Source organism: Candidatus Obscuribacterales bacterium (assembly GCA_019744775.1).
Taxonomy (GTDB): Bacteria; Cyanobacteriota; Vampirovibrionia; order Obscuribacterales; family Obscuribacteraceae; genus SBAT01.
The window spans coordinates 420,672-446,212 of record JAIETZ010000003.1 but is presented as its reverse complement, the minus strand read 5'-3'; the positions used below and the strand labels follow the sequence as shown (position 1 = coordinate 446,212).

Sequence of the window (25,541 nt, the reverse complement as noted above, 5' to 3'; positions counted from 1 at the left end):
TGCCTGCCGCAAGAAATAGCGGAAGTCCAAAGATGATTGGTGTGGAAAGCACGCCCAGAAAGGCTTGTAGTGCAATTTTATAATTCATAATCTATTAGATGGTAATCCAAACCAAATTGTTTCATGGCACATTATAAAACCAAGCATCATCAAGTAGCTATGAATACTGCAGCTGGATAAAGCAGGCGTCGAAGATACCTGGGTGGGGTGGTAATTGAGATTGTAAAAGGACATAGAACCGGGCGCATGCAATGCGCCCCTACGGAGGACAATGAGCCAGAACAGGTGAGTTACCCGGAAATTTCTGGCTCGACGAGCATGGCAAGAAGAGTAAGTGAATCTTGCCAGCCTAAATAACATGCGTCAGTCGGTATCATATCCGGGATACCCGATTGCACGATATTCACTTCCGTGCCGACAGATACCTTTCTAAGATCAACTATCACTTCCATTTCACCAGGAAGGTTTGGATCATCAAACTTATCCGTTTTACGAATACGCTCATACGGTTTCAATTCTAGATACTTACCGCCAAAAGAATGTGAATGCCCTGTGGTGAAATTCGTAAACGACATTTTGTAGCCGCCGCCTACGCGTGCATCCATTTCATGCACCTTACCGGTAAAGCCATTTGGTGGCAACCACTTCTCCATCGCAGAAGGATCAATAAATGCTCGATAAATCCGCTCAGCCGGTGCGCGCAGCACGCGATGGAAGCGAACAGTGTTCCCTTCAGGCATAGTTGTATTCCTTTCAACAAAAATTTGGGCGAGAAGAGACTTGAACTCTTACGTATTGCTACACTAGATCCTAAGTCTAGCGCGTCTGCCATTCCGCCACTCGCCCGGATGTAGACGTGAGTTATTCAGCATATCACAGTCCCCTGGCAATCATAAATGCCAAAAAAGCACCTTTCGGGTGCTCCTTTGACTTTCGTGCGGCGGCTGGGAAATCTGTTATCTAATGCCTAGTATGGACTTTGCTCGCTCAACTGCGACCCGCTCGGCGGCGTTTGCCGGCTCGGCAATTGTTTGCGTTGTCCCGTGGGTAATCATCGCTTGGCAGAGCCTTTCGGCTTCCAAAAACCAGGGTTGATTTATTTTGTCTTTCTTAATGACCGCCATATATTGCGGATGTGACTTCAGCGCATCTTTTAGCATTCCTAATTACCCATAAATATGTGCGCAACCCCTACGAACATGATTCTGCCTGAATCAGTTCCAACAGAGCAATTGGAAATCAAACTGTATTCATCAATGCTGCCGATTCGTTGGATTGAATTTGTGCCAACAAAGAATCCACCGGTCATCTCTTTCTGAGACTTCATGTAATACGCGATTGTGAATTTCCGTATTCGTCGGCATCAGTTCAAGCGCCGAACGCAATTCAGCATTTGAATGTTCTAGATCACCACGAGCTTCACGAATGTCGGAAATACCAAGGCTAATAGCCCGGATGGGGGCCATTAGCCTGAGATGCTTTGGGAAAATCAAAGTTCCCGTAGTTACTAAAATTTTGGGTCATGATGGACTCGAACCATCAACCAATTGCTTAAGAGACATTTGTCTCTATGCTCCGGTTTCGCTAAAGCTCCACCTTCGCGTGCCTCCGGCTACCCATATTCGCTACGCAGCGACCTGCTCTTCGCAGCTCTTGCTTTGCTTCCTCTGCTTCCCTCTTTCCTAAAATTTTGGGTCATGATGGACTCGAACCATCAACCAATTGCTTAAGAGGCAACTGCTCTACCATTGAGCTAATGACCCATATATAGCTCCGGTTCCGCTATCGCTTCACCTTCGCTTTGCCGTCCGGCTGGCGGTGGCCCCGACGACACATTTAGTGTCCTCTCCTTGCAGCGACCGGCTCATCGCCGCCCTTGCTACGCTTCTGGTTTAGGAAAAGTACGCGCCCGGTTGGATTCGAACCAACGACAACCCGCTTAGAAGGCGGGGGCTCTATCCACTGAGCTACGAGCGCAGGGCGAACTTGCCTAACCAAGCTGACAAGAAGTTACTACCCATGCCAGCGGTGCAAAATTATACCGTGGATCCACGTTAACCCGAGCTCACTTTACAAGTTCGACCTTATCCATGACTATAGCTTTTGAGCCATTGCGGTCAAAAACATGTCCGGTTACCTTAACTTTCATTCCGCCAAATTTCACTAATCGCTTGTTCTGTCCCAGCGCCGGCATTTTATTATCGATGGGCAAATAGACATCGCCTTCTTTCGTAACGATCACCAATGGCGAACCACCGGCGGCGCATTGCACAGCGCACTCGTGACTGACTGGCTTATCGAGTTTGCGAGTGTAGTAGCAAGCCGAGTCATAAACATCACCAACGATAGTCGTCGGCGCCCCTTCTCTCATCTGAGGTTTTTCAGCCGGTAATGCGCTTGCACCAAGGGAAAACGCCGTTGACAATAAGGTCGAAAGAGTCAAACCAACACGTGCAGCAATTGCAATTCGATTACTCATTTTCGAGAATTACCTCTAAAGCCATACCTGGATTCCATCAATAACAGCTTATTGCATAGGAGCTTATTTAGGCAGATTTAGCTAAAAACTGCTGCCAAATTGATGCAAAATCGTGATCAGTGGATAGGCAGATTATCAGATATGAGTAAAGATAGTAGTAGGGGAAAGAGGCAGGGACAGTTGACCCTATGGCATGGTACATGGTCAATGCTATGTGACGGGAGTACTTTTCAATCAAATGACCCCATTGTTAAGGATTGGCGAGGCCTCCGCTCGAGCGGGAGTAAATATTCAAACCCTACGGTATTACGAACGCCGTGGATTAATAAAGGCTCCAGAGCGAGGATCGTCCGGCTACCGCGAATATACCCCAGAGACAGTGCAGTTGGTCAAACTGATCAAGCGCGCTCAAAAGTTTGGTTTCAGCCTCAACGAGATCAAGCACCTCCTCGATCTTTGCGAAAACAATAAAGCAAATTGCGGCAAATTGCATGACGCTATTTCGTCAAAAATTGCCGATACTAACGAGCAGCTGGCTGCACTCAATGGAATTCAGCAATCCCTGAAATCCTTAGTTGATAGTTGTTCTTCTAATGGTCCCTTGGATAGGTGTCCAATTATGAAAAGTCTTAACGATTAGTTGCCTAGAAGGCTGAGCCCAACCACCCGTTGCTGGCGGCAATTCCCAGACCCACTAAGGCAACGAAGAATAAAAACAGGGCAATAAAGAACATCTCTTCTTTCCAGGGCATGTTTCTAACCACCTTCCATTGTCATTATCTTGCATTCCGGGCTGGTGTCCACATCCCTTAAGTGCTAACTTTACTAGGATGATGCAACTTGATTTAAATCTTGAGAAGGTCCGGTCCGAATGGGCTCCACCAAGAGATGGCTCCGCCTATCTCAACACAGGCAGCTGCGGGCGTAAACCCAAGGTCGTTATAGAGTCCTTGAAAAAAGCGCTTGAGCAGACAAACATCAATCCCACCTATTCGGTCTTTTTGGATCAAGAGCCGTGGACGAAAGCTCGCATGGCGGCATCAAGACTTTTTGCCGTTGATCCAACTTCGCTTCTAATTGCGCACAGCACTACCCAAGGCATGCAGATGATCATGCAGAGTTTTCTATTAAAAGAAGGCGACGAAGTAGTAACGACAAATCATGAGCACGGAAGCACAAAGGCTATTTTGCGATTCCTTCAAGAAACTCGCGGCGTAAAAGTTAAAACACACGAGATTGATCCACTTGCCGGAAGCGATATATTCTGCAACGGCATGCTTGATCTTGTTGGACCCAAGACTCGCCTTGTGCAAGTAAGTGAAATTGACTGTGCGTCAGGTTGGCGGCCAAATCTCAATAAACTAGTCAGCGAATTGGAGCATCAGTCCATTCCATTGTTAGTCGACGGCGCGCACGCTCCAGGGCATGGGCAAGTGCGACCAAGCAAGTATCCGTTATGGACAGGTTCCGGTCATAAATGGTTGTGCGGTCCCAACGGGACGGGATTTATTTACGTAGCACCACATTTGGTATCACAACTACAGCCACTTTGGTTGTCAGACAGAGTTTACCTTGGAGAGCCTACCGACCTCTTGCGCTTTGAATATCAAGGCACAACAGATGTTTCAAGACTTGATGGCCTGGCTGAAGCTTGCTTACTTTATGAATCACTGGGAGAGGAAGCCGTTTTTGCCAGACAACGCCAGCTCGTCAAATACTTGCGCCAAGCATTAGATGAAAGATTCACCGGCAAGCGCCGAGCAACAATTCGCACTCCTGATATTGATGCCGAAGCGACAGCCATGCTCACATTTACTTTCGATCCGGAAGTTGTGCCGGTTACTGATTTACGGGAAACGCTATGGCGCGAACACAAAATCTGGATTCAACCTGATTTTTATTATGGACTTCCAAATCATGGGCTCAGGGTTTCCTGCCACACGGCAACAACAGAAGGCGAGATAGACAGATTAATGAAAGCCTTAGACGCAATACTGAGTAAATAGTGGTAGATAACTGATATGTCGAATTCAACCATCAAAAATCGCCCATTTGAACCGTTCCCGCTTTTAAGCAATGGTCATTTGATGACTATTGTGCCGACTCTAATTCCGCGCAAATTCCCAAAACTGGCCGACAGCGAGAGAAGACGGATTTTTGAAGTGTCGCCTGGCGTTAAGTTATTGGCGCACTGTCACTGGCAGCATGAAAAGTTAAAGCACCCGACACTCATTCTTGTGCATGGATTGGAAGGTTCTGCTGATTCTCATTCTGTGCTTGGCGTCACAGTCAAAGCATTAGCTCGCGGCTTCAATGTAGTGCGCATGAACATGCGTAATTGCGGCGGCACATTCCACATGACTCCGACGCTTTACGATTCAGGGATGAGTCATGACGTGCTTTGGATTATCGATGCGTTACGCAAAGAAGGATTGAAGGAAATTTGTCTTGCCGGTTGGTCCATGGGAGGCAATATCGTTCTGAAAGCAGCAGCGGAATTAGCCGACGATGGTCCAAACAAATTGACAGCAGTTTGCGCAATTTCTCCGGCTATTGATTTGCCGACTTGCATTACCATTTTGCAAAAGGGATTCAATCGAATTTACGAAAGACATTTTCTCACTGGGCTAAAAGCGCTCTTGCGCAAAAAGGCATCAATATTTCCAGGTATCTTCGATGTCTCCAATTTAGACAAGATCAATTCACTCAAAGAGTTTGATCAAACTTACACCGCCTATTACGGCGGTTGGGGAACAGCCGAGACTTATTACGAAAAGGCATCAGCACTTCCTGTAATGCATCAAATTCGCGTGCCGACTTTAGTCATTCAAGCAAAAGATGATCCGCTAATTCCGTTTTGTTCTTTTGAATCGCCGGCTTTACAAAGTGAATACATTACTTTGATTGCCACCGAGCATGGCGGTCACGGTGGTTTTCTCCAAAAGGAACCGGAACAAGAAACTGATTTTGATTTATTTTGGGCAGAAAATCGCACTATCAGCTTCCTGAAAAGCAAGACTAGTCAAGCGTTTAGCAAGCCTTATTTAGAGTTTATCTGACGAGTTTGCGCTGATATTAAAGCATGCCAAGATTTGAAAGAATCGCTCATTCTTGTAATTCTATTAGTGGGTTCTTCTCTGTCCGATAGTAGGCAAGAAGAATCCATTTCGAAATGAGTGGTTTGGACACTTTGAAACCGTGGAAAGACCACCTTGTAAACCAGGACTTCTAAGGAGATCTTCGTAATGAAAAAGTTGAGCGCACTCTTTGCACTCTGTATGGCACTTACTAGCTTTGCTCCAGCAATGGCTGACGGCGATGAAAACCTGCAAAAGGTTGTTGATGGTTCTTTGATCATCACCCGCGTCGGCGGAACCGGAACAGCTTTGGTTCTCGGTACTCCAGTTGCTGCAACACGTCGTATCGCAAGCCGTTACGTCAGCTTCACCCAAGGCGCTGCTGACAAAGTCGGCGGCAAGCTTGGTGGCAAGGACTGCGGTCCGGTAATGGCAGTCATGAGCGTATTCACAATTCCAGCAGCCATCCTCGTAGGTAGCGCAGAAGGCGTTTACTACAGCGGCAAGAACAGCTTTGACCATGGCTTCAACGAGCCATTCTCACCAGCTTCCTTCTCCGTTACCGAAGGCTACAAAGAGTAATCTGTTAAGCCTCAAGCAATAGCGAGAACGGAGCGTTGCGATGAGCAATGCGAAGTGGAGCGTCGGTTGCCGGAGGCAGCGAAGGTGAGCAACGCGAACCGGAGCTTAAATTGATACTGAAGTTAGAAGACTGGCTTAACAAGGTCCAGGCCGCTCGCACCCGTCAAGAGATTTTCAAAATCCTCGACGAATTCCGCAAGCTGGCCTGGACTGATGTTGAGCGCTCTTCGATGTCCAAGTTATATATGCGCGTGCTAGACACGCTAGCCGATGACCCATCGGACGCCACTCAGTCCCAGACCCCGTCAGCAGGCAGCAGCAGCGACGAAGAAGTCTGGTACGAAAAGATGTAACCTAATCCCCCAACTTACCCAACTTCTCTTTCGCTAAAAAAGACGACGGGTAATACCGCAGTATCTCTTTCAACGTGTCGTGCTCGCGTCCCACATCGTTATACAACTCCAACAGCCGCACCTTGTACCACAACGCCTGCCAGTTGGTCGGCTCCAACACAAGCGCTCTGTCCACATGTCGGCGCATGTCTGCATACATCGCGGATCGATAATAATGCACCGCCGCATCCACATTAACTTGCGCATCGTTAGGAGCGAGCATAAGCCCCGCCTCGATTGTTTTCTTCGCTTCCATTGGCTGACCAAGATCGCTATACAACAATGACCAATCAGCCATGATTCGCCCTTCAACAGCCTTGTCACCGATTTGCCGGGCTATTCCAATTGCTTTCGTAAAGTACTGATACGCCGCTTGCCCCTGCTCCGGTCTTTTCAGATCTTTGGACATCACACGTCGCATATTCCCCAAGCGTCCTAATGCAATCGCCTGTTCTTTTAGATCCTTATCGCGCTGCGCAATTCGCACAACCTGCACGTAATCATTTTCAGCCTGGCGGTAATTTCTATCGATAATCAAATTAGCGTCACCGGCAGAGATTAACGCTTCCATCTCTTGCCTGCTTTTGCGCTTCGCATCACCCTTCAAAAATATCAATTGCGATTTGAAATCAATCACCGGCAAGTAATTCTCAAAAAATGGGTTCCCGAGAATTCCCATGTTAGCAACACGCACTAAAGCTTTTGCTTCAGTCGCCGATGCCGGATCAGCGGCATATGCAAAGCGAATCTTGCGCGCAATCTCATTTCCAAGCGCAACACTTTCTACAGTAATTGCATTTAGTTTTACCGTATTGCCATCAAGTCCAGCCGCATCAATCGTCTGCTCAACGCGCGTGCTAGCAAGTTGCTTCGCTACATTTGGCGGCAGGTGATTGAAAGTGGATCCCGTATCAATCAAAAACTGCACTTCAAACTTGCCATCAACAATACCCTTCACCACCGGACCCTGACGCATCGCAAACGGAACAACAATGGCGCCGGCAGCAGGCTGCACAGTACCAGCTTCGTAAAGCGTCATCGCCTTACTTCCATAATCAATACTTACCGCAAATCGCGAAAGAACATTACTCCCAAGCACGCCGGCTAGTCGTCTGCCGATGCGTCGCGATTGCGGAGTCAAATCAAGAATGGAAACAGGAACCTCGGCAAGCGAAGCTGATCCAATATCCAACTTCTTCACTCGCGATGTTGCCACAGACAAATTTCCGGATGCACCGGTCACCGTCAACTGTCCAACTTTCTGCAGCAGAAACTCGGCTCCAATTTTGCGATCGATAATTGTCTGTCCGCAACCGGTATCAACGAGGAAATCCAAATCTTCGCCGCCATTTATTCGGACCTTGGTGATTATTTCTCCACCGTAGTAATCAAATGGAACCGTAACCGGCTGCGACAAATGAACCGCTTCCATCTGCTGCGGTGCCGTAAACAACTCGTCTTCCAACCGTGTATTGAATGCGAATTCATCAATGTTCAAATCAAAAGCTAATTGCTTGTTAATTTGCTGCCTGTGTTGAAAAGGCACCATTGTTTCGCCAACCGGCTTGTACATTAGTAGATCATCTTCTACTCGCGCAATCGTTCCCAACTCAGGATCGACAGTATCGTAAGCCAAACCAATAACAAGATTGTTATCCGGATTCACGAAGCACGTCACTACGGCTGAACCAGGCTTTTCTATTTCAATTGCCATAACAGGAACTTGATGGAAATAAGTCCTGCCTACCAAGCGAAAATGATAATCAGGATCCATCCAATGAGAAAGCAAAGATAATTGATGATCCGCTTCCTCATGCAACAACTTCAAGTCACGCACAGGCAACTCAATCGTTTGCCCACCCTGTTGACGCCAGCCTTTCTTTCCGTCGTAAACAGTGAGCGTATCTGCCTCGCCAAGTCGCATCTCAATACGTAACTTGCGACCTTTTGAATACTGCCTAAACGCAAACGTGTTACTCGCACCCGACGCTGACTTAACGTGTTGCTTGCCTGCTAACGCATACCCCGTATCCCACTGCTTTAACTGATCGATACCACCATATGCCTTCAACACCTTCGGCACGAGTACATCAATGGAGTCCGGCTCCTGCTGCATAACTTCCTGCGCCGTCGGCAAATTCAACTGCAACGCAGGGGTAAGTTGGTCCCCTCCATTTTGTTGTTGTTGATCCGGCGTGGACTGCTGCTGAACCGCCGTTGTCTGAGCCCAAGCCGTTCCCGAACTTGACGACACGAGCGCCATTACTAAACTAGTTGCAATTATCGGTCGTCTCATCGGAATTTGTCATTCTGAGCCCACTCGACTACGCTCAGGGCAGGCTCCGCGAAGAATCTTCCAATAAGTATAAGGCAATCCAGTTCATAACGCTGCTCTTCGCCCAAAAGACAGGGCGCACGTAATGCGCCCCTACAAGTTAGAACAACGAAAAACCAAATTACCGCGTCAACGCGACTTCAACGCAATGCCCCTGCTGCGGCAAGACAATTTCCGGCTGCGTCTGTATCAACGCGTGCAACTTCAACCACTGCGACATCAAGTCCTTAACTTGCGCGAGCGGTATCTGCGTCGCACCGTCGGACTTTGCCTTGTCCGGGTTCGGGTGTACTTCCATAAACAAGCCCTGGCATCCGGCGGCAATGGCGGCTTTCGTCAAATACGGAATGTACTGTCTCAATCCACCTGACACAGCTCCACCAGCCGATGGCAACTGCACACTGTGTGTCGCGTCAAATACAACCGGACAACCTGCCTCTTGAATCATCGGGATAGCACGCATGTCGACAACCAAGTTGTTGTAACCAAATGTGGTACCACGCTCGGTAACAAACGCATTGAGATTACCAACTGAATTTACTTTCTCAACACTCTTCAACATATCTTTCGGTGCAACAAACTGTCCTTTCTTGATGTTTACTGCTTTGCCAGTCTTAGCAGCAGCAACAACTAAATCCGTCTGACGGCAAAGAAACGCCGGAATTTGAATTACATCAAGTACTTTTCCAGCCGGCTCACACTGCCCCACTTCATGAACATCACTCAAGATTGGCAAACCAAGTTTATTCTTGATCTCTGCCAACATCTTCAGTCCTTCCTCAAGCCCTGGACCTCTAAATGAATCGTTGGCAGTTCTGTTTGCTTTATCGAACGAAGCTTTGAACACGAGAGGAAAGTTCAGTTCTTTGGACAAGTCCTTCATAGCCGATGCGGTGTTATAGATAATCTCCCAAGATTCAATAACGCATGGTCCGGCAATTATCAAAAGCGGCTTGTTTGCGCCCAATTCAAAATCGGCAACTTTAACGTTCACTGCACATTCCTCCGTCAGTCCCACCATTTTACAAAGGACTCGCCTGCTAACATAAGTATCTTTGGAGTTTTTGGTTATTTCTCGCCCATATTTGATTCAGGAAAATGGCATAAGCATCACTCTGCATGTTTTGCCGGGCTCATCCAAAACAGCTTGGGCTGGGCTCTATGGCGATAGACTCAAACTCAAACTTACCGAGAAAGCAATCGACGGCGCAGCGAATAATGCACTGATTGCCTTCCTGTCGAGATATCTCGATCAGCCTAAATCTTCTATAACAATTCTGCGTGGACAAACCAACAAAGACAAAACCGTTTTTATTGCAGGCAATACCAAATCGATTATGAAAAAACTTGACGAGCTTCTAACTAGCGACGACCCAAATGCTTAACAAGCCTATACACAGTGTGTCCTGCACGCTGAGAGGTCGGCATAACGAGTCCCTCTTTAATCGCCTGCGCCAACATCGGTCGCAAAGTGCGGATCTTCTTAAGTTGTCTTGTCCCGCCCGCCATTTCCGGCAGCGTCATGCCTAGTGGATTCTTCTCCAGCAGCTTGACTACCTTGTTTTCAGCCGGAGCAGAGGTCGTTGCCTTCTTTTTGTCGGCAACTTTGATCTCTTCATCTTCGGCATCAAAAGACATTTTTTGTCCTCAAGAATAGTTACGGTTTTAGTGCATATTCGACAGCCAACAAATTCTAATTGATAAAATCCCAAGTTAGTGAAATGAAATGGGAATCCGGGATACTTCTGGCAAATCTGTTTACAACAGGTAGCCAATTTGCCATCCGAGGTTAATCGTGAGCATCGGCTCTTTCGTCTTAATGTTGCACAGCCACCTACCGTTTTACCGGAAGGCAGGCATGTGGCCATTCGGCGAGGAAAACTTTTACGAATGCGTTGCTGAATGTTACGTTCCAATCCTCAACATCGTGGACGAACTTTGGCAAGAAGGCATTCCAGCGAAATTAACTATAGGCATTACACCAATTCTTGCCGAGCAAATGGCTGACGAGCATTTAGCCCACGGCTTCATCAAATACATAAACCTTCGCATTAAAGCAGCGGAAAAAGACGAAGCTCGCTTTAGCCCACGCGGCGAATCGCCAAATCCAACTCTTCTTCAGTTGGCTCGCTTTAATCTCAATTGGTTTCAAAAAACTCTTGATGATTATCAAAACAAATACGGCAAAAACCTTATTGCTGCTTTTGCAAAATTTCAAAAGTTAGGCGCAATCGAAATCACAACATCTGCCGCCACACACGGCTTCTCACCATTGCTCTACACAGATTCATCCTTGCGCTGCCAGTTTAAGGTCGGTGTTGATTCTTACAAGAGACATTTTGGTCAAGCACCAAAAGGCATTTGGCTGCCTGAGTGCGCGTACCGTCCTGCTACTGAAGAGCGTGCGGGATTAGAGAAATGGCTGCACGAGTTTGGATTGAAATACTTTTTCACCGAGTCCTTTGTCATTGAAGGCGGTAAGACTGTCGAAGTGCGCAAAGACTTTGGACCTTATGGCTCCATTCAGTATTTGCCTGTCTCCGGTAGACCAGCCACAGGACTTACAACGCACGAAGCTTACTGGTTGAAAGAATATCCGGTTGCAGTAATGGGCCGTCACGAAAAAGCCGGTTATCAGGTTTGGTCTGCCGAACACGGCTATCCAGGCGATGCCAACTATCGCGAATTCCACAAGAAGGATGATCAATCCGGTTTACACTACTGGCGCCTTACATCAAAGACAACCGATCTCGGTGCCAAAGAGTATTACAATCCGGAAGCTGCAGCTAATCGCGTAGCAGAAAATTCCGATCACTTTGTCGGGCTCGTTCAACAAATTTTGACAGATCGTTTGAAAGAAACCGGCGAGCCATCATTGCTTATGGTCAGCTTCGACACGGAGCTGTTTGGTCACTGGTGGTTTGAAGGTGTTACCTGGATAAAAGAAGTCATTCGCAAGATGAAGCACTACACGGCCGTGAAGATGGAGACTGCTTCCGAGTATTTGGAAAACAATCCACCAAAACACGCCATCGAGTTGCCTGAATCATCTTGGGGTGCCGGTGGACATTGGCAAGTCTGGCTCAACAAAGACACCGAATGGATGTGGCCTATCATTCACGAAAGTGAAGAGATCATGGAACGACTTGCTAAAGATCACAAAGATGCTGATGGCGGTCTTCATGGTCGCGCGCTCAGGCAAGCGACTCGTGAACTGTTGCTTCTAGAATCATCCGATTGGCCATTCCTTGTCACAACAGGACAAGCTAAGGACTACGCTATCGAACGATTTGAAGGACACCTCAATCGTTTCCGCGAGCTAACAGCCATGCTCGACAGTGGTCTCATTGTAGAAAAACGCCTGAAAGAACTGGAAGACATCGACAACTGTTTCCCAGACGTCTGCCACCGCTGCTTTTTGCCAGTGACGACAACGCCAGGTGCTCAGGTTGGCACGGCTGTCAGTTAAGAGATTTCGTCACTAATGCGCAGAACTAAAATCATTGCCACCATTGGCCCCTCATGCTTGACTCGCGAAAAGCTGGAAGAGTTAATTCGCGCCGGAGTAAATGTCGCCCGACTTAATTGCTCGCACATGGAGCACGAATCAGCCGCGCGCATTATTGCCGATCTTCGTGAGTTAAGCAGCAAGCACAATCGAGCAGTCGGCATTTTGCTTGACCTAGCAGGTCCGAAAATTCGCACACGAAAACTGGTCAATAGCGAGCCTGTTGAATTGGTTGATGGACAAAAATTTGTCCTAACCAATCGCAAGATCGAAGGCACAAAAGATATCGTCAGCGTCAACTATGAGAAACTTCCACAAGAAGTAAAAGCAGGAGATCACATTCTTCTGGATGACGGGCTAATCGAATTGCGCGTTACAGCTACGGACGCCACCGAAGTGGAGTGCCAGGTCGTCACCGGCGGTCTGCTCAAAGAGAAGAAGGGACTCAACTTACCTGGAGTACGTTTGTCTATTCCATCCATGACCGAGAAAGACATGGAAGACTTGCGCTTCGGGCTTGAGCACGAAGTAGATTTTGTTGCCTTGTCATTCGTACGTGACGCAGATGACATCAAAGCGTTACGCGAATTAGTGGCGGATCACTGGCCGCCTGTTTCCATCATAGCCAAACTGGAAAAACCGGAAGCCTTGGAAGAACTCGATGAGATTCTTGATTTAGCCGACGGTGTCATGATCGCTCGTGGCGATCTCGGAGTTGAGCTTCCGCCTGAAGAAGTGCCGCCAGTACAAAAACTCATCACTCGCAAAGCAAATGCCAAAGGCAAGCCTGTAATTACCGCTACGCAGATGCTGGAATCCATGATCGAACATCCACGTCCCACCCGCGCGGAGGCATCCGATGTAGCCAACGCAATCTTCGATGGCACCGATGCTGTCATGCTATCAGGTGAAACCGCCGCCGGCGAATATCCAATCGAAGCCGTGCAAATCATGGACCGCATTGCAATCGCTGCTGAAGCAAGTATGGATTTCAAAAAGCTTCACCAACACGATTTACCGACATCAGCGCACGCCATTGCCCACGCCGCCTGCGCCATGGCCGTAGACATGAAAGCCAAAGCCATAGCAGCATTCACCAAGTCCGGCGCCACCGCCCGACTCATCTCACAATTCCGTCCACCAGGTCCAATCATCGCGTTGACCCAACAGACACACGTGTACAACCAACTCTCACTTTACTGGGGTGTAACGCCAGTGATGTTGACCGAAGTCTCTGACTCCGAATCAACACTCTCCATGGTTGAAAACACACTGCTCAAAAAAGGCTTCGTATGGCCCGGCGATTCTCTGATCATCACCGGCGGCCTCCCAATCGCCGCCCGCGGCCCCGCCAACTTCGTCAAACTCTCACTTATTCCGCCTAAGCAAATTCCGGCACAGGTCTTTAAGGGGATTTAGAACCCGGGCGCATGCAATGCGCCCCTACGCAAGTCTACTGGGCGCACAATTTCGAATGAGCAGCATTTGCCATCGTCATGGTGAATCTTCCGTCCTCGTCATGGCAAATCGATCTGTCCTGGTCATTGCGAATTGTCGTCCTTGTTATGGGTCCTGCCCTGGTCTTTGTAGGGGCGCATTGCATGCGCCCGCACGACTAATCCTTCTGCGCAACTTTGGAACGTGACTTCTTCTCTTTTTTCTTGTCTTTGTCGTAGTGCGCGTATTTCTCGCGGGACTTATCAAACATCGTGTCCACAGCGGCCGCCGTCTTCACTATCTCCGTCAACAATTGCTGATCCGTCGATGACTCCGACTCGCGCAATTGCTTAAACACAACACAATGCTTCAACGCATCCGGAATCGAAAACTCAAAGATAAAAACCCGGTACCCTTCATCAATAGGAATTACTCTCATCCGACGATAACCAACATTTGGACCAGATGCTGCAACTTGCGCATTCATCAAATCACTGCGCACAACTCCCAGCTCTTCGCCCGGATTCAACGGAATCGCCTTTCTGTCCATAACAACTTGCACACCATGCTTCACGCGATCATGCAAGTTCATCACTCGCGTAACATTGTCGTGATTGTGCACGATAAATGCTGTCCCCGGTTTTGCATACACAGTCGTAACAGGCGTCTCCACCTTCATTTCCGTCTGACTGGTTATGAGCACACAACCGTTGGTCATCCAGTATTTGTTCGTTCCAATTTCATAAATCTGCGCCGTCGAGCTAAGACTTATTCCACGCTGAGCAGCTTCCTTCGGCAACAAAAGTGGAGTCAAATGCTTGTTCAAGTCAAACTCAAATTGACGAGTTGCCACAGGCACTTGATCGTGAATGCTGCCAAAACCCATCGGACTATTGTCCGCCGTAGGTTTAACGGTTTCATCCGCCAAGGCAGCTCCGCCAATTAAGGAGACACCTACAAGGCTAGTTAATATTGCTCTAGAAATAAACATTGCAATATCTTCTCGCATTTAATGCTTATTTCCATAGCAATTAATGAAATGGTTCGTAATTCCCCCAGTGACCACGGATTTGGCTCCAGATATTCTGTGCCCAGGAACTGAGGGGCAACGAGGAACAGGTAATGTCAGACAATTTTTTCGATTCTCAATTGAACCAGCCAGCTAATAACACTGGCGATTTCTCCAACGCAGCCGCCAACGCCTGGGGCCCTGGTGAAAAGCTCAATGTCATCAAAAAAGATGTAAGCGGCAACGGCAAAACCGGCAGCAATTATTCCGGCTACACTGCCCACGACTGGATAATTAACGAAAGCGGCAACGGCACAACTCTAAAACAAGACGATGGGATTCCTCTTTCCGTCAGAAAAGATGACCTCGGAACCGACAATCTAGGCAACCAAATCATCGGTATAAGTTTCAAAACTACAGGCAGCGACCCTTCAGAAGTAAGAATGGTCATGCACAAAGATGGAAATGGACAATTTCTAGGAATAGAAGACTCCATTCACTTCAATCCTCAAACCGGACAGCAAACTGGCTACGACCGTGAAATGATCGCCGGCAGCAGAGACGATTCCGCTCTTAACGCCGATTTGAAAAATCTTGCGGATGCAACAAATCCGGAGCACAAATTCTTGGTGTATAAACTCGGCGAACTAAACAACAAGTTAGGCGCTGTGGGCACACCTCAGACGAGTCAACAGAATCTCGAGCAAATGCTCAACCAAGTAGATTCAAAACCGTGGCCGACGCAACAGTTTGCTCCGGCTCAAATGCCGACTGGCTATCAAAACGCCAGGCCGATTAATACGCCAATTCAAAGCGCTCCGGGAAGCTACAGCTATCAGGGCAACTATCAAAGAATCCCAACGAACAACGAAGTCCGCAGAGGCGCTGGTATCGGCAACATGTTGATGAACGGATTGAACAACGGTCTCCGTATGCGCAATACCTACGATGGCAGCTTGTATCAGCACATTCCATGCTCCGGACCAGTTCAGCGTCCATCCGTCTATCAAGGCCAATATCAACACATTCCGTCCAACGACGGCACGAAAGATGTTAACGCCATCCTGCAAGCTAAGCGCGATCGCCTAATAAGAGAAGGCAGACTGCCGGCTAACCAAATCTACGAAGATAGCTCGCAAAGTCAGACAAAAACCAACGTCTACGGCCGCCTCGACGGTCGCTAAGCTTCCGCTGGGTTGACCATGTAGCCGCAGACGGGATCGTTATTCAACATATATTGTTGGCGCGTCACCTTAAGCCCGAGGATATCCTCGATAAGCTTCGGCTCCAGCCCACATAATTGTCTGTACTGCTTTGCTAGATCATGCACAGCGCAGTGTCTCTGATAGATGATGAAATTGCCGTCCGGCAGCGCTTCCCACTCGGTCATAAAACCGCTTTCGGAGAAGAATTTTGCAACAGCGGAAATCTTTTCAGAGACGTCTTTTCCCTCGAGTTCTACACGAAGTCTTTGGACTACTTTCTTATTCCGGAATTCCAGCAATTCCATGACACCGGCAGCGCCGTCTTTCTCGAAAACTGCATCTAATAGATCGTTTGCGAGACTCTCATAACCGGAAGGAAATAGAGTTTGAGCCTTTGGCGTCAGGCTATAGCGGTAAGTCGGTCTGCCGCGCTGTTTTTTCTCAATGCGCGAGGTAATTAGACCCTCTTTTTGCAAGCCGACCAAATGCCTGCGAACCGCCATGGACGTGATTTCCAGGACATCACAGAGGTCGCCTACGGTCATTTCGCCGCGGCGCTTAATGTACAGAAGAACCGCATCATGAGTGCGTTCCGGCTTTTCTTCGATGGGTCTTGTGACCATGAGCCTCGTCCGTGTCTTAGATCCTCATTATCGCACCCAAAGGTCCACCAAATGGGCCGAGCTTTCTGAAACCTTAAGGGCAGATTAAACGGGATTCGCTAAGTGATCCTTAAGTACATTAATATGTAAACATATTTTTGATACTATAATGTCTGTAAAAGGCACTGGGTCGTAGGGTTGCCTAATTTTAAAGAAGATCTTCAACGATCTATCTATGAGAATTACAAGCAAGACTGTACGATTAACTCCTCTTTACAGGACAGCTGCCCCCAAGGCAGCCAAAACCCATCGGTGAAAGCCGAAAGTCACAGGAAATCATAGGTAAAACCAATGACAGACACGCCAATCCTACAAATCAAAGACCTTTGCGTGAAGGTTGAAGACAAAGAGATCCTCAAAGGGGTCAATTTGACTATCAACAAAGGCGAAGTGCATGCGCTTATGGGCCGCAACGGCTCCGGCAAATCGACGCTGTCCTACACGTTGATGGGTCACCCGCGCTACACCGTGACCAACGGTTCGATTTTGTTCGAAGGCAAAGATTTGTTAGAGATGACTGCCGACGAGCGTTCACGCGCCGGCATGTATTTGGCGTTCCAATACCCGGTCGCTATTCCTGGCGTATCCGTCTCCAACTTCTTGCGCGCTTCTGTGAAAGCAAGACGCGGACAAGATGTTCCTGTCAAAGAATTCCGCAAAGAATTGAAAGAGCAATTAAAGGCTCTTGGTGTGAGCGAGACTTTTTTGTCACGCTACGTCAATGATGGTTTTTCCGGCGGCGAGAAAAAGCGTCTGGAAATTTTGCAGATGGCCTTGCTCAAGCCGTCGATGGCATTGCTTGATGAAACAGACTCCGGTCTCGATATCGACGCATTGAAGACAGTGGCTCAAGGCATCAACGCCATGAAGGACACCAAAATGTCCATCCTGCTCATCACCCACTATCAACGTATTCTCGATTACGTCACACCACAATTTGTGCACGTCATGCAAGACGGACAAATTGTTATGTCGGGCGACAGCGAACTGGCTAAGAAGCTGGAAGCTGAGGGTTACGATTGGACCAACAAAGAGCCCAATGGTAAGCAACTAGCGTCAACAGGCGTTTCGTAATCGCCTGGGAGGCAAAAATGGCTACTGAATTAACCAGAGATGATTTAACTAGAGACAAGATGCTCGACAAAGTGGGATCCGACTACGACCAGAAGTACGGCTTCCACGACAAAATCGACTACGCCTTCAAATCAGGACGTGGACTAACAAAAGAGATTGTCGAAAGCATCTCCAAGATGAAGAACGAACCTGAGTGGATGCTCGAATTCCGCCTGAAGGCCTTGGACATCTTCAACAAAAAGCCTATGCCTACCTGGGGCAATTGCGGCATGTTGAACGAGATTGATTTTGAAAATATCTTCTACTACGTCAAACCCTCCGAAAAGCAAAGCAAAAACTGGGATGATGTTCCGGAAGGCATTAAAAACACATTTGACCGCCTTGGTATTCCGGAAGCTGAACGTAAGTTTCTAGCCGGCGTTACCGCCCAATACGAATCGGAAGTTGTCTATCACTCAATACGCGAAGATTTGGAAAAGCAAGGTGTTCTCTTCCTGGATATGGATTCAGGATTGCGCGAGCACGAAGAAATTGTCCGCAAGCACTTCGCTACAGTCATTCCAGCTGCCGACAATAAATTTTCAGCTCTTAACTCAGCTGTTTGGTCCGGTGGCAGCTTCATCTGGGTACCGGAAGGTGTCCGGGTGGAGATTCCGCTCCAAGCGTATTTCCGCATCAACACTGAAAACATGGGGCAATTCGAGAGAACCCTCATTATTGCTGAGCCTGGAAGTTTTGTGCACTACATCGAAGGATGCACGGCACCAACTTATTCTTCCGACTCATTGCACTCCGCTGTTGTGGAATTGATCGCTAAGAAGGGTGCTCATATTCGCTACACGACAATTCAGAACTGGTCCAAAAACGTATACAACTTGGTGACCAAACGAGCAGTAGCTCATGAGGACGCCAAAGTTGAATGGGTTGACGGTAATCTTGGTTCGAAATTAACCATGAAGTATCCGGCAATTTATCTAATGGGTCCACGTGCTCACGGTGAAGTTCTATCAATTGCTTTTGCAGGCGAAGAGCAACATCAAGACGCCGGAGCCAAAATGGTTCACGCTGCACCGGATACAACTTCAGTAATTGTCTCCAAATCCATTTCCAAGAATGGTGGACGCACATCCTACAGAGGACTGGTCAAAGTTTATCCAGGCGCTACCGATGTCAAATCATCGATTCGTTGCGACGCCTTGCTGATGGATGAGAAATCACGTTCGGATACTTACCCGACAATGGAAGTAGACGAAAAGCAAGTGACTATTGAGCACGAAGCTACTGTTTCCAAAGTCGGTGAAGAACAGCTCTTCTACTTGATGAGCCGCGGACTGACAGCAGCAGAAGCAACAACAATGATTGTTAACGGTTTCTTCGAGCCATTCACGAAGGAATTACCACTGGAATACGCAGTCGAATTAAACCGACTGATCCAGATGGAAATGGAAGGCTCAGTAGGTTAAGAGGTAGCAGGAAAAATGCAAACGGCAAATTCTATCGAACAAAAAACCGTTGAGAATCTTGGTTCCTTACACGCCAAGACATCCTGGGTGAAGGACAACCGCCTTGCCGCCTGGGAAACTTACTTGAAGACACCTATGCCATCAGTACGCAGCGAAGCATGGCGTCGTACTTTGGTGGAAACTCTAGATCTCTCCAATCTGAGAACCGTAGAGTTTGAAGCAATCACACAAAAGACAGAGAATATGCCGGACTGTTTCCAGTCCACCATTCAGTCTTTTGAAAAGCCTGCCGGTATTATCTATCAACAAACAAGCCAGCCTGGCTACCTATACTTGTCGGAAGAAGCCAAAGCAAAAGGCGTTATCTTCTGCGACATCTGCACAGCGCTCAACGAACACGCTGAATTGCTTCAACCATATCTCTCGATGCCAATTACAGAAGGCTTCGATGACAAATTTACCTTGTTGAACAAATCGCTCTACAACTGCGGGCTGTTGTTGTATGTGCCGGCAGGCGTTCAACTGGAAACACCTTTTGTCAGCGGTCTCAATTTTGATCAGCACAGTCAAGACGGACTGGGCACTGCAATTTTTCCACGCATCAATGTAATTGCCGGCGCTAACAGCAAGGTCAATTTGGTTCATATCATCAATTCCAAACAGGCTAGCTCGCAAGAAAATGCCAGCACCTCACTGGTTGCCGGTTTGGTAGAAGTCAAAGCCGACGCCGGTGCGGACGTTTCCTACCTGGAAGTCCAACAAACAGGCGCCAATGTCTTCTACATAAGCAAGACTCACAATGAAGTGCAAAAAGATGCTCGCTTCACCTCGATGTCTGTCGCTTCAGGCGGCAAGCAAACGAAGGTTGACATTGTCACTCTCTTGCAAGCACCTGGTGCAGCCAGCGAAGTTCTAGGCGTCGTATTTGGCAAAGGCAAGGAGCACTTCAGCTTCGACACCATCCAAGAACACAACGCTCCGGACACAACGTCGGATATCAATTTCCGCGTAGCCCTTGCCGAAGAATCAGCGTCTGTCTACCAAGGCACAATCAAAGTAGATAAGTCAGCCCAGCGTACAAACGCCTATCAATCAAACAAGAACTTGCTCCTGGGCAAGAAAGCCAAAGCCGACAGCATTCCACGCTTGGAAATTCTCACTGATGACGTTAAGTGCAGTCACGGTGCAACGGTTGGACCAGTAGACAAAGAGCAGATCTTCTATTTGATGAGCCGCGGCTTGACTAGAATTGAAGCCGAAGAATTAGTTGTTTTTGGCTTCTTCCGCAAGGTTTCGGAAAGACTGACAATCCAAGGTGCTCAAGAACTGTTGGAGCAAATCATCTCCAAGCAGATAACAGGACAAACTACAGTCAATGCTGAATCTTGCACTTAATGCGAGGATTCAACGATGGGCAATGATTTCACCAAAGTAGCAAACGTCTCCGATGTTCCTGAAGGAACAGTAAAGGTGTTTGAGATAAACGGTGATCAAATTGCTATCTGCAATGCCGAAGGAAAAATCTACGCCATAGCAGACTATTGCTCCCACGATAATGGACCACTTGATCAAGGCACACTTGAAGATTGCCAAATTGAATGTCCAAGACACGGAGCACGCTTCGATGTCAGAACAGGACAAGCTCTCTGCTTGCCAGCCGTTCTACCAATTCCTACGTACAAAGTAGAACAGCGTGGACAAGAAATCTGGGTAGGGCCGAAACAATGATCAATGTAGAACAAATCAGAAAAGACTTTCCGATTCTTGATCGTAAGATCAATGGTCATCAACTCGTTTATTTGGACAACGCCGCGACGTCCCAAAAGCCCCTGAGCGTTATCAATGCAATAAGCGACTACTACAAGAACAACAACGCCAACATTCATCGCGGCATTCACACGCTCTCAGAAGAAGCGACAACTGCCTACGAAGATGTTCGCGATAAAGTAGCTGCTTTCATTGGCGCTAAAGAAACAAAGAGTATCGTCTTTACCCGCAACGCCACAGAAGCGATTAACCTAGTTGCTCAAACCTGGGGCAAGACAAATATTCTTCCAGGCGATGAGATTGTTATCTCCGCCATGGAGCATCACTCCAATTTGATTCCTTGGCAGTGGCTCGCTCAAGAGCGTCAAGCCAAGCTTCGTTTTATCGAATTGACTCCCGATGGTCAGCTAGATATGGAATCAGCCAAGAGCGTCATCAACGACAAGACAAAACTTGTTGCCGTAACGCAAATGTCCAATGTCTTGGGCACAATCACTCCAATTGCTGAACTAGGCAAACTTGCTCATGCTCACGGAGCCTTGTTGCTTGTTGATGGAGCACAAGGTGTGCCTCACCTACCAACAAATGTCGAAGAGATGGGCGCAGATTTCCTCGTCTTCTCGTTCCACAAATTACTTGGACCGACAGGCGTAGGCATTCTCTGGGCACGTCCAGAATTGCTGGAAGCCATGCCGCCATTCTTGGGCGGTGGCGATATGATCGCATCTGTTTGGCGCGACAGAGCCACCTTCAACGAGCTTCCTTGGAAATTCGAAGCCGGCACACCGAATATTGCCGATGTCATAGGCGCCGGTGCTGCTATCGATTACTTGATGGCATTAGGCATGGATAAAGTCCGCGCTCACGAAGTTGAACTTACAGACTACGCACTCAAAGCATTTCAAACTTTAGATGATGTAAAAATCTTTGGACCAATGGATGCCAAATTGCGCGGTGGAGTTATTTCCTTCGCTCTCGATCACATCCATCCACATGATCTTGGACAAATCTTGAACGAGTCCGGAATAGCTATTCGCGCCGGACACCACTGCTGCCAGCCACTAATGCGTGACTTGAAAGTCTGGGGCACAGCTAGAGCAAGTTTCTATTTGTACAACACTAAGGCGGAGATTGACTTATTAATCGAAGCCCTCAAAGAAGCAAATAAGGTCATGGGACATGTCGCTTACAGATGAGCTATACCGGGAAACAATTCTCGATCACTATCACCATCCAAGAAACCAGGGCGAATTAAACGACGCCACCATTAAAATAGAAGGCGTCAATCCGCTTTGTGGTGACGAGATAACGCTTTATTTCAACGCTGACGACAAGACATTGTCTGACGTGAAAATCAATTCGCATGGTTGTTCGATCAACACGGCATCCGGTTCAATCATGACCGAATGCGTCAAAGGACAGTCATTGGATAACGTCAAGGAAGTGATAAACACTTTCAAGACAATGATGCTTTCCAAAGAAGACAATACTGAATTATCAGAAGAGCTTGAAGATCTCGAATGTCTTCGCGGCGTCAAAAAATATCCAGTCAGAATCAAATGCGCTCTTTTGCCATGGAACACATTGCAGCAAGGACTAGAGCGTTTGAGCTCAGGCAAAACCGACACCCAAGATCAATACGTGGAGAAATAGAGTGGAAGGCCAATTCAATCCAATCAGACAAACAGACGACATCATGTCCTCTTTGCAGGCTGATGTAGTCGTTGAACACTTGAAAAGCGTTGTTGATCCCGAACTGGGTATTAACATCGTCGACCTGGGGCTCATCTACGCAATCGAAATAGGTGACGAAGGTGCTGTCACCGTTCAGATGACTCTGACAAGCCCTGCTTGCCCTGTAGGCGCTGTAATTCAAGGACAAGTACACCAAGCCCTTCACAAGCTCCCCTGGGTTAAAACACCACATGTTGAATTAGTGTGGAGTCCGCGCTGGGATCCAAGGACTATGGCGTCCGAGGACGCTAAAATGGAACTCGGTATCCTTTAGTCCGCGATTTATTAGGTGTCCATGTCTACTAATCACCAAACAAGAACGGTAATTCACGACAATGACGGTCACGTTGACGACCTCTTGAGCAGCGTTTTGCTCTGGCTGTCACCATCTGTGGATTTACAAGCTGTGACAATCACCAACGGTGACTGCTACGCGCCGGAGTCTTTTCGCGCCCTTCTGAAAATGGCTACCTATCTCGGTTTGGAAGGCCCCGAAGTTGCCTTGAGCGAAGACTCTGTGCCTTATCCATTTCCGGATAACTGGCGCAAAGAAAGTCGCATCATCAATGATTTGCCTATATTCGGCGAGATATCTTTGAAAAAACTCTATCAGGACGGACAGGGTCGCCGTTCAGAAACACTAATCAAAGATTGTCTGAGCAATTCAAAACAGCCGGTAACAATCGTCGCCACCGGTCCCCTCACGAATGTAGCCAAAGTATTTGAAGATCGCCCGGAACTAAAAGACAAAGTCGAAGAGTTTGTCATCATGGGCGGTGCTATCAAAGTACCAGGCAATGTCGAACGCGAAGACAAAGACGGCACTGCCGAGTGGAATGTGTTTGCTGATCCGGTAGCGTTGAAAATGATTCTCGAACTGGGCGCACCAGTGAAGCTAATCACATTGGATATAACCAACCAGCTTCCGCTCAATAAAGACTTTCTTGCCAGACTGGAAAAACAAGCTGAAACTTACACCGCATCAAAACTCGCGATGGCTCTCTGGTCTCTTGTAAAAGGATACGAGTATTACTTCTGGGATACGGTCACTGCCGCTGCAGTCATGGATCCAAACATCTTCTCCTTCAAAGAGATTCGCGTGAACATCGTCACCGAAGGGCCAAGCCAAGGCAGACTAACAACTCACCTGTTTGGCGGACGCAAAGTAAAAGCAGCCATTAAGGTCAACAACAAGGCTTTCGAAGACCTGCTGTTGAAGACGCTGGCAATCCGGTAGCTGGTTTTCCCGCGTTGGAAGTGATTTCAAACAATCTCTAGGCGCGTTAGCAGGGACTGAAAGAAATCATGAGACCAAATCTCCACCGCCTGTGGATCTTTTATAAACGGAAGAACATCTTCCTTGGCACGTTTTACCTCTAAACGCGCAAACTTGTCCTTTAACAAATCCAACAGATCATTGCGCGTCATCTTTTTTGATGATGTCCATTCACCAGTCTGCCGCAGCCGTTGCTCTAAATGACTTAAACGAACAGGTACGTTGCGTCCGATATACCACACAAAATCATAGTAATCCCGTCCTTTGACCCGCCCACTTTGCCATTTTCGTGCAAGCACCGCATGTATTTTTCCAGCAAATAAATCTGGTTGCTGATAGCTTCTCACGGAAAACGCAATCGGTTGCAAAAGAGTTTTCGCCTCTGTTTCAAATCCGCCAGGCGGATCAGTATCAACCTCAAGCTTTATCTTAATCTGTTCATTTCGATGAATCCGCTCCGAAATTTCTTCCGGGACGTCGATTTTAAGAAGATGCTCTTTCGTACCAGCTTTGATAAACGCAGAATCAATGGTGTCATTGCTCTTCCTTTTTTCTGCGATTTCAACATTGAAATCCATCGCAGTAAGTTCATTTCCGACTGCATCAAGATATGGCTTTAAGGCAAAGTCCTTTTGTGGTTCGAGCAAAGAAAAATCAATGTCTTCGGAGAAGCGGTCTATTCCGTAAAGAATCCGTAGCGAGGTACCGCCATAAAATGCAGCATGCTCGAAGAACTTTGCCCGCCAAAGTCCAAGCAGAGCAATTTCTTGCACAATCTCCTTAAGCGCGTTCTCGTAGTCCTGCCGACTCTCGCAGTTGTACTTTTCAAGCATGGATGAGATAGCAGGGTTCACAATACCTCCAAAATACTGGCGATGCTGCGGCTGTTATAAGCCTTATTCAGCCGGAGAAGTTTCCGGACATCCAGTCTGCTCCAAACGTCCGGATCAATACGAAGATCAGACATCAAGAAATCTTTCGCTTCCTTCGAGTTCGTAATCTCAGTCACGTTATGTAGCGCCACATAATCACATAGTGCCTTTTCCGGTGTTGCCATAAGAATCGGATGTTGCTGATCGATCCATACTTGTTCTATTCCATGCGGGTACTTTGCTATAGATAGATGCCTGTAGGTGAAACGCCCAACCGGAGTATTGAACTCCTTGTTTCTCTTCGGAGTAACACTTGTGATTGTTTCAACCCGTTCGGGTATCAAGCCGTGATACGACATGGCATATTCCATCGAGATGCAAGAAGGACCGTAAATCAAATTCGCCAAGCTTTCTTTACAAATGTCCTTTTGGTGAGCCTTGGAACCAAATACGTACAGCCCTTTTTTAACCCGAACAATCGCACCTGATTTCAGCAATTCATTGATCTTTTGGTCAATAGCCAAATAAGGAGATAGGGCAGACACTAAAAGAGGGTAATCAAACTCTTCACGTCCGATAGTCTTACGTAGTTGAATTAGGTCAACTTTAGGCATATTTTGTCCAGTAACTTAGATATATCCTAACTTACTGCATCCACTATGTCAATTA

General features: G+C 47.6%; 28 protein-coding genes and 3 tRNA genes. 17 read left to right on the top strand and 14 right to left on the bottom strand.

The window, feature by feature from the left end; translation table 11 throughout:
- Positions 1 to 290: 290 nt before the first annotated feature.
- The 7 genes from K2Y22_08785 to K2Y22_08755 form a co-directional block, all read right to left on the bottom strand.
- Entirely contained in the window at positions 291 to 740 is a 450-nt protein-coding gene (locus K2Y22_08785; protein ID MBX9878538.1) for an SRPBCC family protein, read from the bottom strand.
- A 25-nt stretch (positions 741 to 765) separates the two neighbouring features.
- Positions 766 to 846 (bottom strand) — tRNA-Leu (locus K2Y22_08780).
- A 110-nt stretch (positions 847 to 956) separates the two neighbouring features.
- A complete protein-coding gene (locus tag K2Y22_08775; GenBank protein ID MBX9878537.1) occupies positions 957 to 1,160 on the bottom strand; it encodes a hypothetical protein in 204 nt (67 codons plus the stop codon).
- Positions 1,161 to 1,253: 93 nt separating this feature from the next.
- Positions 1,254 to 1,466 carry a hypothetical protein gene (locus K2Y22_08770; GenBank protein MBX9878536.1) on the bottom strand — a complete coding sequence of 71 codons (213 nt, stop codon included), beginning with the start codon at positions 1,464 to 1,466 and terminating at the stop codon, positions 1,254 to 1,256.
- A 225-nt stretch (positions 1,467 to 1,691) separates the two neighbouring features.
- Positions 1,692 to 1,763 (bottom strand) — tRNA-Lys (locus K2Y22_08765).
- 141 nt (positions 1,764 to 1,904) lie between these two features.
- Positions 1,905 to 1,977 (bottom strand) — tRNA-Arg (locus K2Y22_08760).
- Positions 1,978 to 2,065: 88 nt separating this feature from the next.
- A complete protein-coding gene (locus K2Y22_08755; protein ID MBX9878535.1) occupies positions 2,066 to 2,479 on the bottom strand; it encodes a hypothetical protein in 414 nt (137 codons plus the stop codon).
- A gap of 238 nt (positions 2,480 to 2,717) precedes the next feature.
- Between K2Y22_08755 and K2Y22_08750 the strand changes: the two genes are divergently transcribed.
- The 5 genes from K2Y22_08750 (at position 2,718) to K2Y22_08730 (ending at position 6,491) form a co-directional block, all read left to right on the top strand.
- Positions 2,718 to 3,119, top strand: coding sequence for a heavy metal-responsive transcriptional regulator (locus K2Y22_08750; protein MBX9878534.1), 402 nt, complete (start codon positions 2,718 to 2,720; stop codon positions 3,117 to 3,119).
- Positions 3,120 to 3,309: 190 nt separating this feature from the next.
- Positions 3,310 to 4,485, top strand: a complete 1,176-nt coding sequence (locus K2Y22_08745; GenBank protein MBX9878533.1) for an aminotransferase class V-fold PLP-dependent enzyme — start codon at positions 3,310 to 3,312, stop codon at positions 4,483 to 4,485.
- A 15-nt stretch (positions 4,486 to 4,500) separates the two neighbouring features.
- Positions 4,501 to 5,538 (top strand): alpha/beta fold hydrolase, encoded by a 1,038-nt coding sequence (locus K2Y22_08740; GenBank protein MBX9878532.1) that lies wholly within the window; start codon positions 4,501 to 4,503, stop codon positions 5,536 to 5,538.
- A gap of 186 nt (positions 5,539 to 5,724) precedes the next feature.
- Positions 5,725 to 6,138, top strand: coding sequence for a hypothetical protein (locus K2Y22_08735; protein ID MBX9878531.1), 414 nt, complete (start codon positions 5,725 to 5,727; stop codon positions 6,136 to 6,138).
- Between the two features lie 47 nt (positions 6,139 to 6,185).
- Positions 6,186 to 6,491, top strand: coding sequence for a hypothetical protein (locus K2Y22_08730; protein ID MBX9878530.1), 306 nt, complete (start codon positions 6,186 to 6,188; stop codon positions 6,489 to 6,491).
- 1 nt (position 6,492) lies between these two features.
- On the opposite strand, the gene K2Y22_08725 is transcribed toward K2Y22_08730, so the two are convergent.
- Both K2Y22_08725 and kdsA read right to left on the bottom strand, forming a co-directional pair.
- On the bottom strand, positions 6,493 to 8,826 hold the full coding sequence (locus tag K2Y22_08725; protein MBX9878529.1) for an aspartyl protease family protein: 2,334 nt from the start codon (positions 8,824 to 8,826) through the stop codon (positions 6,493 to 6,495).
- A gap of 160 nt (positions 8,827 to 8,986) precedes the next feature.
- Positions 8,987 to 9,859, bottom strand: a complete 873-nt coding sequence (gene kdsA / locus K2Y22_08720; protein MBX9878528.1) for a 3-deoxy-8-phosphooctulonate synthase — start codon at positions 9,857 to 9,859, stop codon at positions 8,987 to 8,989.
- A gap of 70 nt (positions 9,860 to 9,929) precedes the next feature.
- Here kdsA and K2Y22_08715 point away from each other — a divergent pair, with 70 nt between their 5' ends.
- A complete protein-coding gene (locus K2Y22_08715; protein ID MBX9878527.1) occupies positions 9,930 to 10,250 on the top strand; it encodes a DUF167 domain-containing protein in 321 nt (106 codons plus the stop codon).
- On the opposite strand, the gene K2Y22_08710 is transcribed toward K2Y22_08715, so the two are convergent.
- Positions 10,228 to 10,503, bottom strand: a complete 276-nt coding sequence (locus tag K2Y22_08710) for a hypothetical protein (protein ID MBX9878526.1) — start codon at positions 10,501 to 10,503, stop codon at positions 10,228 to 10,230. The genes K2Y22_08715 and K2Y22_08710 overlap by 23 nt on opposite strands.
- 157 nt (positions 10,504 to 10,660) lie before the next feature.
- Here K2Y22_08710 and K2Y22_08705 point away from each other — a divergent pair, with 157 nt between their 5' ends.
- Entirely contained in the window at positions 10,661 to 12,334 is a 1,674-nt protein-coding gene (locus K2Y22_08705) for a DUF1957 domain-containing protein (protein MBX9878525.1), read from the top strand.
- Positions 12,335 to 12,349: 15 nt separating this feature from the next.
- Positions 12,350 to 13,792, top strand: a complete 1,443-nt coding sequence (gene pyk, locus K2Y22_08700; protein MBX9878524.1) for a pyruvate kinase — start codon at positions 12,350 to 12,352, stop codon at positions 13,790 to 13,792.
- A gap of 196 nt (positions 13,793 to 13,988) precedes the next feature.
- Here the strand turns inward: pyk and K2Y22_08695 are convergent, their stop codons facing one another.
- On the bottom strand, positions 13,989 to 14,819 hold the full coding sequence (locus K2Y22_08695; protein ID MBX9878523.1) for a hypothetical protein: 831 nt from the start codon (positions 14,817 to 14,819) through the stop codon (positions 13,989 to 13,991).
- 113 nt (positions 14,820 to 14,932) lie between these two features.
- Between K2Y22_08695 and K2Y22_08690 the strand changes: the two genes are divergently transcribed.
- Positions 14,933 to 16,003, top strand: coding sequence for a hypothetical protein (locus tag K2Y22_08690; protein ID MBX9878522.1), 1,071 nt, complete (start codon positions 14,933 to 14,935; stop codon positions 16,001 to 16,003).
- Here K2Y22_08690 and K2Y22_08685 read toward each other — a convergent pair.
- Positions 16,000 to 16,647: a MarR family transcriptional regulator gene (locus K2Y22_08685; protein ID MBX9878521.1), complete on the bottom strand. Its 648-nt coding sequence runs from the start codon at positions 16,645 to 16,647 to the stop codon at positions 16,000 to 16,002. The two genes, K2Y22_08690 and K2Y22_08685, sit on opposite strands and share 4 nt — an antisense overlap.
- A gap of 330 nt (positions 16,648 to 16,977) precedes the next feature.
- On the opposite strand from K2Y22_08685, the gene sufC reads away from it, so the two are divergent.
- Genes sufC through K2Y22_08645 form a run of 8 tightly spaced genes read left to right on the top strand, consistent with a single transcriptional unit; the run spans position 16,978 to position 23,961 of the window.
- Positions 16,978 to 17,760 carry a Fe-S cluster assembly ATPase SufC gene (gene sufC / locus K2Y22_08680; protein MBX9878520.1) on the top strand — a complete coding sequence of 261 codons (783 nt, stop codon included), beginning with the start codon at positions 16,978 to 16,980 and terminating at the stop codon, positions 17,758 to 17,760.
- A 59-nt stretch (positions 17,761 to 17,819) separates the two neighbouring features.
- On the top strand, positions 17,820 to 19,223 hold the full coding sequence (sufB, locus tag K2Y22_08675) for a Fe-S cluster assembly protein SufB (protein ID MBX9878519.1): 1,404 nt from the start codon (positions 17,820 to 17,822) through the stop codon (positions 19,221 to 19,223).
- A gap of 15 nt (positions 19,224 to 19,238) precedes the next feature.
- Positions 19,239 to 20,618, top strand: coding sequence for a Fe-S cluster assembly protein SufD (gene sufD, locus K2Y22_08670; protein MBX9878518.1), 1,380 nt, complete (start codon positions 19,239 to 19,241; stop codon positions 20,616 to 20,618).
- 15 nt (positions 20,619 to 20,633) lie between these two features.
- Complete coding sequence (locus K2Y22_08665; protein ID MBX9878517.1) at positions 20,634 to 20,951, top strand: non-heme iron oxygenase ferredoxin subunit; 318 nt, start codon at positions 20,634 to 20,636, stop codon at positions 20,949 to 20,951.
- A complete protein-coding gene (locus K2Y22_08660; protein MBX9878516.1) occupies positions 20,948 to 22,186 on the top strand; it encodes a cysteine desulfurase in 1,239 nt (412 codons plus the stop codon). The genes K2Y22_08665 and K2Y22_08660 overlap by 4 nt, the downstream gene beginning before the upstream one ends.
- Positions 22,170 to 22,643 (top strand): SUF system NifU family Fe-S cluster assembly protein, encoded by a 474-nt coding sequence (locus K2Y22_08655; protein MBX9878515.1) that lies wholly within the window; start codon positions 22,170 to 22,172, stop codon positions 22,641 to 22,643. Before K2Y22_08660 ends, K2Y22_08655 begins: the two co-directional genes overlap by 17 nt.
- Position 22,644: 1 nt before the next feature.
- Positions 22,645 to 22,998 carry an iron-sulfur cluster assembly protein gene (locus K2Y22_08650; GenBank protein MBX9878514.1) on the top strand — a complete coding sequence of 118 codons (354 nt, stop codon included), beginning with the start codon at positions 22,645 to 22,647 and terminating at the stop codon, positions 22,996 to 22,998.
- 21 nt (positions 22,999 to 23,019) lie between these two features.
- The gene (locus tag K2Y22_08645; GenBank protein MBX9878513.1) at positions 23,020 to 23,961 is read left to right on the top strand and encodes a nucleoside hydrolase; all 942 of its coding nucleotides are present in this window, start codon (positions 23,020 to 23,022) and stop codon (positions 23,959 to 23,961) included.
- 26 nt (positions 23,962 to 23,987) lie between these two features.
- On the opposite strand, the gene K2Y22_08640 is transcribed toward K2Y22_08645, so the two are convergent.
- Positions 23,988 to 24,854, bottom strand: coding sequence for a nucleotidyl transferase AbiEii/AbiGii toxin family protein (locus tag K2Y22_08640; protein ID MBX9878512.1), 867 nt, complete (start codon positions 24,852 to 24,854; stop codon positions 23,988 to 23,990).
- Positions 24,851 to 25,486, bottom strand: a complete 636-nt coding sequence (locus tag K2Y22_08635) for a hypothetical protein (protein ID MBX9878511.1) — start codon at positions 25,484 to 25,486, stop codon at positions 24,851 to 24,853. Before K2Y22_08635 ends, K2Y22_08640 begins: the two co-directional genes overlap by 4 nt.
- Positions 25,487 to 25,541 lie beyond the last annotated feature (55 nt).